This window comes from Massilia sp. HP4 (assembly GCF_005222695.1).
In the GTDB taxonomy this organism is placed as follows: Bacteria; Pseudomonadota; Gammaproteobacteria; order Burkholderiales; family Burkholderiaceae_D; genus Telluria.
Genome location: NZ_STGG01000049.1, coordinates 20,187 through 28,672, shown reverse-complemented (window position 1 = coordinate 28,672; position 8,486 = coordinate 20,187). Strand labels below are relative to the sequence as shown.

The following is an 8,486-nucleotide window of genomic DNA, read 5'->3' as shown; positions in this document are numbered from 1 at the left end:
TATTCCGCAACGCGCCATCGGCAGCAAAACGCCCGTCCTCGCGCTCAAGGAATGGCAACAGAAGCGACCTGAGTTATTCGTTAAACGCGTTTATGATCAAACGGGACTCGACACTTAGGGATACGGATGCGCTTTTCTTCAACGCTGAACTGATCGTTCGTCAACGTAAACCGATCGTCACGACCTTTGCGTCGAAATCTCGGGTAACGCGCCCGACCCTTGAAGAAATTTTCAAAAGCACAGCCCAATTGCTGGATCGCCATCTGCGGGGCATTCTTGGTTACCTCCAGCATCCAGGGGAACATCTCGCGCTTGATGGCATTGAGCTGGCGCCGCAGTGCCGCTTCGTTCGGCTTGGGTAGAGCGGGATCGAGCTTGCACGCTTCGTACTGCCGTTTCCACTCAGCCAATGCCCAGTTGTACGCGAAGCGTGCCGTGCCAGCGCAGCGCGCCAGATACGTCGCCTGGACATTGTTTGGATCGAGCCGAATGCGATGTGCTAGGTACATTGCGACTCCTTGACAGCTGTGCGCATGCCGTCGATCAGCTTCTGGTTTCGGTGACTGCGGCTACCGTAAAGCCGGGCGGAGAACACGGTAATGATTTCGAGCACATCGTTGGCAAGCTCCTCTTCAAAAGTGGTGTCTTCGCCCTGATTGATGATGACCACCTCGACCTGTTTCGCCTGGCATAGCGCGAAGACGAGTTCTGCGCCGAAGCGCAGCAGGCGGTCCTTGTGCGTCAGGACCAGGCGCCCTACCTCTCCTTCGACAATCCCGTCGAGCAGGCGTTTCAATCCTCGTTTGCGATAATTCATGCCAGAGCCAAGATCGGCAATGATGTCGAATGTCCAGCCTTGGCTTGCGCAGTACAATTCGAGCACCTGCTTTTGCCGCTCGAGATCTGTCCGCTGGACATGACTCGACACCCGCGCATAGCTGACAGTCTTTCGAATTGCCGGCACGCTGTGCTGGGCACCGGAGCGCAGCGCCGTCAGGTCATAGCGGCGCTGACCACCTTCTGTTCTCGCCGGAGTGAGCCGACCGCTTGCCTCCCAGCGACGTAAGGTGCTGGTCGAGACACCTAGCGCTTCGGTAGCCATGCTGATCGATACTAACTTGCCCATAGTGCATATGGCTGCATAAGGAGGAACAAGTTCCGTCTAGCTGCTAAAAACCCCAACAGCAAACGCTAGAGTCGAGGCATTCAGGTTGTCGCCGGCATCGACTGCCCGGCCGCGCCGCCCACCCGCAGGGACACACCATGGTACTTGGACCCACGAAAGACGATTCACTCAAGAAAGAACTTGACGTGCAAGGCGGCGGCCAGAGCCGTGGCGTGCCGGCGGACGGCGAGGTCGAGCGCAACGCCGTCCACCCGATGGGCCCGCCCGAGGACAATCCCGGCGTCAACCATTGGCAGGCCAGCTATATCGAGCACGGGGGCCTCGAGGAGCACGGCAACATCTTCTTTGCCGCGGTCGAGATGACCCGCATGCCGATGGTGGTCACCACCGACTATATGGACGAGTTGCCGGGCCGAGGCAAGCCCAGCGGCACGCTCGATGTGCTGTCCAAGCCTTATCAGCACCAGGATCTGCTGGAGCGGGTCGGCGCGGCGCTCAAGCGGGCTGCGTGAGGTCTAGTTGACGATTCGTCTGGCCTCGAAGAACCATCCGTCCCAGAACATGACGATACGATTGCGGCTTTTGATGAACACCTGTGTGCAGCTGATATCGACGACCGTTACCGGATCGGGCAGCCGGAGTTTTCGCGCATCGATGCCCGCAAACTCTTGCACATATAAGTTCGGCGCGACCCTTCTCGTCTCGAATTTTGGCGGCGCACATTGGTAATCATCCAGTTGTGCACCCTCATTGCGGATGACCAGGACATGACCTAGCAGGCTCCGTGCCTCCTTCTCGTTGCGCGAGGTGATGTCGATCAAATCCAGCACCGAGGTGAGTTTCCACTTTCCGATAATCTCGCTACGAGCGTCTGCGGTTTGTGCGAATGCGGGAGCTCCGGCTGCTAACAGGAGTGCGACAGCGATGCAGCGCAAGCGTGCCCCAACAACGTGGATGGTGTAATGTAAGGAAGACATAGTCGCTTCCTTACCTTTTGGCTTCGACACGGCTGTTTCCGGATCCGCGGAATGGCGCACTCTCTTCGGCACGGCGCTTTACCAGCCCCGAGGCCAGTATCGCCTTGCCATTCACCTTTACATAGACCGAGCCGGATATGATGGCGGTCGCCCGGTCGACGTTTCCTGAGTTTAGTGCGTCATAGACGCGCTGATTCGTGGCGCTTCTGGTGTTATAGGTAAAACTTACAAGGGCATCGAACTGGTCCTGATCGAGTGGCATGTTCACTTTCAAACGGACCCTTCTCTCGGCCTCGGCCACGCGTTTGGCATATTCAGTTTCAACTGAGGCCACGTTGACTTTCCGTTCGAGCTCCTCTTTGCTGCATACACCTTTATGCGCGTAGAAGCCTATCCCCCACGTGCAATTTCCTTTGTTCTTACCCATATCGTTGTAATAGCGAAGCATTACCTTTTCAGTATCACGCATCCTCACCAATGATTTTGAACTCATTCTCATCCCTGCATTTGGGCTGGATAACGAAGAAGATTTCGAGACCGATTTTTCCACGCATCGCCTCCACGGAGAAGTAATCCCTTGAATCTAGCACTGGGATTCTTCTACCGATTGACTCGACGCAAGCAACTTCCAACCCTAGCTATTGCGAAGCGAACGTCAGGTGCCATGGCGAGCGGCTATACCACGTTTGATCCACTGCACGCCATCGTCCACATAGCTGTACACCACCGGAATCACCAGCAGGCTCAGGAAAGTGGAGGTCAGCAAGCCGCCGATCACGACGATCGCCATCGGCGACCTGAAGCTCGGGTCGCCCAGCCAGCCCAGCGCCACCGGCAGCATGCCGGCGCCCATCGCGATCGTGGTCATCACGATCGGCCGGGCGCGCTTGCGGCAGGCGTCGAGGATGGCGTCGATCCGCCCGAGACCGTATTCCTGGCGCGCGATCACGATGTAGTCGACCAGCAGGATCGAGTTCTTGGTCGCGATCCCCATCAGCATGATCAGGCCGATCATCGACGGCATCGACAGCGCCGAGCCGGTCACGAACAGCGCCAGGAAGGCCCCCGGCACCGACAGCACCAGCGCCGCCAGGATGGTCAAGGGCTGCATGAAGCCGCGCAGCAGCAGCACCAGCACCATGTAGATGCACAGCACGCCGGTCAGCATGGCCACGCCGAAGCCGGTCGCCAGCTCGCCCATCTCCTCGGCATCGCCCACCACCGTGCGCTCGATCCCGGGCGGCAGGTCGCGCACGCTGGGCAGCGTCAGCACCGCCGCCTCGACGTCGCCCATCGCTAGGCCGTCGAGCTGGATGTCGAAGCTGATGTTGCGCCGGCGGTCCAGGCGCGCGATCTCGACCGGGCCGCTGCCGTGTTCGAGCGTGGCCACGTTCTCCAGCGGCACCGGCCCGCGCGCACCCGGCACCGGCAGGCGCTTGAGCGTATCGAGGTCGCCGCGCGCGGCCTCGCCCAGGCGCACCAGCACCGGCACCTGGCGCTGTTCCAGGTTCAGCTTCGCCAGGTTTTCCTGGTAGTCGCCGACGGTGGCGATGCGCAGGGTCTCGGCGATGCTGCCCGAGGTCACGCCCAGGTCGGCCGCGCGCGTGAAATCGGGTGTCACCACCAGTTCGGGCCGCAGCAGGCTGGCGCTGGAGATGACGGCCCCGATGCCGTCGATGGTGCGCAACTCGCGCTCGACCAGCGGCGCCAGGCGCGCCAGCGCCGCGCCATCCTCGCCCGAGAGCACCAGCGTATATACCTCGTTCCCGCCGGCGCCGACCTGGATCCGCACTCCCGGCAAGTCCGCCAGCAGCGCGCGCAGCTCGCGCTCGATTTCCTGCTTGCGCATGCCGTCACGCTCCGGGCGCGGGGTCAGCGTCAGGGTCAGCTGGGCGGTGCGCACATCGGCCGCGGCGGCGGCGCGCATATCGCCCGGATCGCCGCCACCGCTGCCGCCGCCGATCGCGGCGTATACCTGATGCACGTGGCGGTGTCCGGCCAGCGCCACCCGCGCGCGTTCGGCCATGGCGATCGTCGCGGGCAGTCGCGTCCCTGGCGGCATGGTCAGGGTCACCCGGGTCTGCGCATCGTCGTCGGCCGGGATGAAGGTGGCGGGCAGGATCGCCGCCAAGCCCATGCCGGCGGCAAACAGGATGGCGGCGGCGCCGACGGTGACGGCGCGATGACGCAGGCACCAGCCGGCCCAGGCCAGGTAGCGCGGCATCCAGGCCGGTTCGCGCCGCGCATGCTGCTGCGGCGCGCGCAGCAGCCACGCCGCCATCATCGGCGTGAGCATGCGCGCCACCACCAGCGAAAAGAACACGGCGCCGGCGGCGGTCCAGCCGAACTGCACGAAGAACTTGCCCGCGGTGCCGCTCATGAAGGCGGTGGGCAGGAACACCGCGATCAGGGTGAAGGTGGTGGCCACCACCGCCAGGCCGATCTCGAGCGAGGCGTCGATCGCCGCCTGCATCGGCTCCTTGCCCATCAAAAGGTGGCGCTCGATGTTCTCGACCTCGACGATGGCGTCGTCGACCAGCACGCCGACCACCAGCGACAGCGACAGCAGGGTGACGATATTGAGCGTGAAGCCCATCGCCTGCATCAGGGCGAAGGTCGGGATCACCGACAGCGGCAACGCCACCGCCGCGACCAGCGTGGCGCGCCAGTCGCGCAGGAAGGCGAACACCACCAGCACCGCCAGCAATCCCCCTTCGATCAGCATGCGCATCGAACTCGAGTAGCTTTCGTCCACCCGGTCGACGTCGTTGAACGCCTCGGTGATCCGCATGTCGGGATGGCGTGCGCGCACGCCGTCGAGCGCCGCGCGCACGCCTTCGGCCACCTCGAGTTCGCCAGCGCCGCGGGCGCGCACGACCTCGAAGCCGACGCTGGGCGCGCCGTCGAGGAAGGCCGTCGCGCGCGACTCGGCCACCGTGTCGCTGACGGTCGCCACCTCGTCCAGCCGGATGCGGCGGCCATCGCCCAGCGCCAGCTCGATCGCGCCGACCTGAGCCGCCGTCTGCACGGTGGCGATGGTGCGCACCGCTTGCTCGGCGCCGCCGAAGCTTGCCCGCCCGCCGGAGGCTTCCTGCTGCACCTGGCGCAACTGGCGCGAGATGTCGGCCGCCGTGGCGCCCAGGGCCAGCAGGCGGTCGGGATCGAGTTCGACCCGCACTTCGCGGCTGGCGCCGCCCACGCGCGGTACGCTGCCCACGCCGGCCACCCCCAGCAAGGTGCGGGTGACGGTGTCGTCGACGAACCACGACAGGCTCTCGGCATCCATGCGCGTCGAGGCGATGGCATAGGTGAGGATCGGCGCGCCCGCCAGCTCGACCTTCCTGACGATGGGGTCGCGCAGGTCGGGCGGCAGGTCGGCGCGCACGCGCGAGATGGCGTCGCGCACGTCGTCCACCGCCAGCTGCACGGGTTTATCGAGCTGGAACTCGATCGTGATATTGGCTTCGCCATCGGTCACGCTGGCCTGGATGTGCTTGACGCCCTGCATGGTGGCCAGCGCGTTCTCGATGCGACGCGCCACCTCGATCTCGACCTGCGAGGGCGAGGCGCCGGGCCAGGAGGCGGACACCGTCACCGTCGGCAGGTCGAGGTCGGGAAAGTTCTGCACCTTCATGCCGGCGAAGGCCATCAGGCCGGCCAGGGTCATGAGGATGAACAGCAGGATGACGGGAATCGGGTTGTGGATCGACCAGGTGGAGACGTTCAGCTTCATTGGCCGCCACCCGCCGTCACATGCACCAGGTCGCCGTCGCCAAGGAAAGCGACGCCCGCGGCCACCACCCGGTCCTGCGCCTCGAGCCCATGCAGGATTTCGATCCGTTCGCCGCTGCGCCGGCCGGGCGTCACCCGGGTCTGCATCACGCGCGAGTCGTCGCCCACCCGCATCACGTAGCTGAAGCCTTCGCGCAGCAGGATGGCGCCCTGCGGCAGGGTCTCGGCCGGGCTCTCGCCCAGGTCGAATTCGCCGCGCGCGAACATGCCGGCGCGCGCGCCTGGATGCGGCGCCAGGTCGACATAGGCCATGCCGTTGCGGGTCTGCGGATCGATCGCCGGGGCCAGCATGCGCAGCTCACCGCGCACGCTCTTGTTTTCACCGAGCGCGATCGTCACCTGCTGGCCGGGCCGCAAGTGGTCGAGGTCGCGGCCCGCCACCTCGGCGCGCCATTCGAGCCGGCCGCCGCGGATCAGGCGAAACAGTTCCTGGCCGGCCGGCGCCACCGCGCCGACCGTGGCCGCGCGCAGCGAGACGATGCCGTCGTCCGGCGCCACGATGCGGGTCTGGGCCAGGCGCAGCGACTGCGTCGCCAGCACCGCGCGCGCCGCCTCCACGCGCGCCGCGGCCGCGCGCTCGGCGCTGATCTGCTGCTCGATCTGCTGCGCCGCCATGGCGCCGCTCTCGGCCAGCAACCTGGCGCGGCGTGCGTTGCCGGCCGCCTCGGCCAGCATGACTTCGGCCTCGGCCAGCGCGGCGCGTGCCTGCGCCAGCTCGGCCTCGATCGTCTCGGCCGCGAAGCGCGCCAGCAGCTGGCCACGGCGCACCCGGTCGCCGACATTGACCCTGACCTCGACCAGGCGCAGGCCGTTGGCTTCGGCGCCGATGCTGGCCTCTTGCCAGGGCTGGATATTGCCGCTGGCGGCGATGCGGGTCGGGATGGTGAGCTGGCTGAGCGTGGTCACGGCCACGGCCAGGGCCGGCTGGCCGGGGCCGCGGGTGGCGTCGGTCACGGCCGACGAGGCGCCGTCGGCCGGGCTCAGGACGGCCACGAAGGCGGCGCCGGCCAGTGCGGTAGCGGCGACCAGCGCCAGCTTGCGGGATGTCTTTATCATGGGTTCCTCGGGTCGGTCGGTGCGTCGGATGGGGAAGCTAGGGATGCGATGGCGTCGGTCGGCGACCAGCCGCCGCCCAGTGCGCGGTAGAGCGCGATCCAGGCCAGCAGGCGCTCGCTGCGCTGGTTGACCAGGGCGCTATTGGCCGCGCGCAGGCTGCGGCGCGCGTCTTCCAGGTCGAACAGGCTCGATGCCCCGGCCTGGTAGCTGGCGAGGGTGGCCGCGTAAGCGCGTCCATAACCATCGACCGCGGCGACGGCGCCGGCGCTGCGCCGCGCGCTGCTGTCCAGGGTCACCATGGCGCCCTCGACTTCCTGGACCGCCGTGCGCAGGCGGCCCGCATACACGGCCGTCGCCGCGCGGTAGCGCTCGCGCGCGGCGGCGGCGTCGGCGCGCCGCACGCCGCCGTCGAACAGGGGAAAGGTCACCGCGACCGGCCCCACGCTCCAGGTGCCGCCCTCGCTGCTGACACCCAGGCTGGACGAGCGCAAGGCGCCGATGCTGCCGGCCAGGGTGACGCGCGGCCAGCGCCGCGCCTGCGCCTGCGCGGCGTCAAAGGCGGCGGCCTCGACGTCGCGCTCGGCGGCGTGCAGGTCGGGGCGCTGCGCCAGCGCCAGCGCCGGCACCGTGCGCACCGCGATGGCGGCCGGTTCGGGCAGGCGCGCGGTCGCGGCCTTGAGCCGGCGGCGCAGCGCCGGTTCGTCCTGCGCCGCCAGCGCCACCAGCGCCTTGACCAGCAGTTCGCACTGCGCCTGCTGGCGCAGCAGCGCCACCTGGCCCTCGGCCGCGCTGGCGCGCGCCAGTTGCGCGGCCGACGGCGCCTGGACGCCGGCAGCGGCGGCGGCATCGGTCAGGCGCGCGGTCTCGCCGCGCGAGCGGGCGTCGATGCCGGCTTCGACCAGGTGCGCCTCGCAGGCGCGCAGATCCACATACAGGCGCGCCGTCTCGGCTGCCACCGAGACACGCGCCTCGTGCCACAGCGCGCGGGCGCCTTCCAGGCGCGCCGCGGCAGCATCGCCGCCGGCGCGGTTGGCGCCGAACAGGTCGAGTTCCCAGGCCGCCTGCAGGCCCAGCGACGAGACTTGCGCCACCGGCGCGGCCGACTCGGGGCGTTCGCGGCTGGCGCTGGCGGCGAGGTCGAGCGACGGCAGCAGCGCGGCGTCGCCGGCCACCCTGGCGGCGCGGGCATCGGCCAGCCTGGCGCCGGCCTGCGCCAGCGTCGGACTCGCGTCCTGGGCCGCGTCGATCAGGGCCAGCAGGAGCGGATCGTCGAAGCGCTCCCACCACTGGCGCAGGTCGGCGACGCTGCCGCCGTGGGGCAGCGGGGCGTGCCAGCTGGCGGCCGGTTGCGTATCCGGTGCTGGCAGCGCCGACGGCGGAGCGGCGCAACCGGCGGCAAGCAGCGCTGCGGCAAGGGCGATGGATTGTTTTATCGGGGACACAGGAACCTTCATCGTGGTCTGGAATGCCTGGACTATCGGGCCAGTCGGCTTTCCGAATACTTACTGAGGCGATGTCGTCGAGACGTCGCGGCG

At 67.3% G+C, this 8,486-nt stretch carries 8 protein-coding genes and 1 pseudogene; 2 read left to right on the top strand and 7 right to left on the bottom strand.

All coding sequences use genetic code 11. The features are described from left to right. A pseudogene (locus tag E8M83_RS19230) lies at positions 1–118 on the top strand (IS481 family transposase); the annotation flags it as partial. Here the strand turns inward: E8M83_RS19230 and E8M83_RS19225 are convergent. Both E8M83_RS19225 and E8M83_RS19220 read right to left on the bottom strand, forming a co-directional pair. After that, complete coding sequence (locus tag E8M83_RS19225) at positions 81–509, bottom strand: helix-turn-helix domain-containing protein (protein WP_229491678.1); 429 nt, start codon at positions 507–509, stop codon at positions 81–83. The pseudogene E8M83_RS19230 and the gene E8M83_RS19225 overlap by 38 nt on opposite strands. After that, a complete protein-coding gene (locus E8M83_RS19220; protein WP_137174964.1) occupies positions 500–1,126 on the bottom strand; it encodes an IS607 family transposase in 627 nt (208 codons plus the stop codon). Before E8M83_RS19220 ends, E8M83_RS19225 begins: the two co-directional genes overlap by 10 nt. A gap of 137 nt (positions 1,127–1,263) precedes the next feature. Between E8M83_RS19220 and E8M83_RS19215 the strand changes: the two genes are divergently transcribed. Then, positions 1,264–1,638 carry a hypothetical protein gene (locus E8M83_RS19215; protein ID WP_229491676.1) on the top strand — a complete coding sequence of 125 codons (375 nt, stop codon included), beginning with the start codon at positions 1,264–1,266 and terminating at the stop codon, positions 1,636–1,638. 3 nt (positions 1,639–1,641) lie between these two features. Here the strand turns inward: E8M83_RS19215 and E8M83_RS19210 are convergent, their stop codons facing one another. The 5 genes from E8M83_RS19210 to E8M83_RS19190 all read right to left on the bottom strand — a co-directional run bounded on the left by E8M83_RS19210 (position 1,642) and on the right by E8M83_RS19190 (position 8,393). Continuing rightward, positions 1,642–2,103: a hypothetical protein gene (locus tag E8M83_RS19210; protein WP_137174963.1), complete on the bottom strand. Its 462-nt coding sequence runs from the start codon at positions 2,101–2,103 to the stop codon at positions 1,642–1,644. A gap of 10 nt (positions 2,104–2,113) precedes the next feature. After that, a complete protein-coding gene (locus E8M83_RS19205) occupies positions 2,114–2,653 on the bottom strand; it encodes a glycoside hydrolase family protein (RefSeq protein WP_229491674.1) in 540 nt (179 codons plus the stop codon). A gap of 105 nt (positions 2,654–2,758) precedes the next feature. Next, a complete protein-coding gene (locus E8M83_RS19200; protein WP_137174962.1) occupies positions 2,759–5,836 on the bottom strand; it encodes an efflux RND transporter permease subunit in 3,078 nt (1,025 codons plus the stop codon). After that, positions 5,833–6,951: an efflux RND transporter periplasmic adaptor subunit gene (locus tag E8M83_RS19195; RefSeq protein WP_137174961.1), complete on the bottom strand. Its 1,119-nt coding sequence runs from the start codon at positions 6,949–6,951 to the stop codon at positions 5,833–5,835. The genes E8M83_RS19200 and E8M83_RS19195 overlap by 4 nt, the downstream gene beginning before the upstream one ends. Next, positions 6,948–8,393 (bottom strand): efflux transporter outer membrane subunit, encoded by a 1,446-nt coding sequence (locus E8M83_RS19190; protein WP_229491664.1) that lies wholly within the window; start codon positions 8,391–8,393, stop codon positions 6,948–6,950. The genes E8M83_RS19195 and E8M83_RS19190 overlap by 4 nt, the downstream gene beginning before the upstream one ends. Positions 8,394–8,486: the final 93 nt, after the last annotated feature.

What these genes read in the sequence shown, in the direction of transcription:
- E8M83_RS19210 (WP_137174963.1), bottom strand. Translation starts at nt 2,103, where the DNA reads ATGTCTTCCTTACATTACACCATCCACGTTGTTGGGGCACGCTTGCGC.
- E8M83_RS19215 (WP_229491676.1), top strand. Translation starts at nt 1,264, where the DNA reads ATGGTACTTGGACCCACGAAAGACGATTCACTCAAGAAAGAACTTGAC.
- E8M83_RS19220 (WP_137174964.1), bottom strand. Translation starts at nt 1,126, where the DNA reads ATGGGCAAGTTAGTATCGATCAGCATGGCTACCGAAGCGCTAGGTGTC.
- E8M83_RS19225 (WP_229491678.1), bottom strand. Translation starts at nt 509, where the DNA reads ATGTACCTAGCACATCGCATTCGGCTCGATCCAAACAATGTCCAGGCG.
- E8M83_RS19200 (WP_137174962.1), bottom strand. Translation starts at nt 5,836, where the DNA reads ATGAAGCTGAACGTCTCCACCTGGTCGATCCACAACCCGATTCCCGTC.
- E8M83_RS19195 (WP_137174961.1), bottom strand. Translation starts at nt 6,951, where the DNA reads ATGATAAAGACATCCCGCAAGCTGGCGCTGGTCGCCGCTACCGCACTG.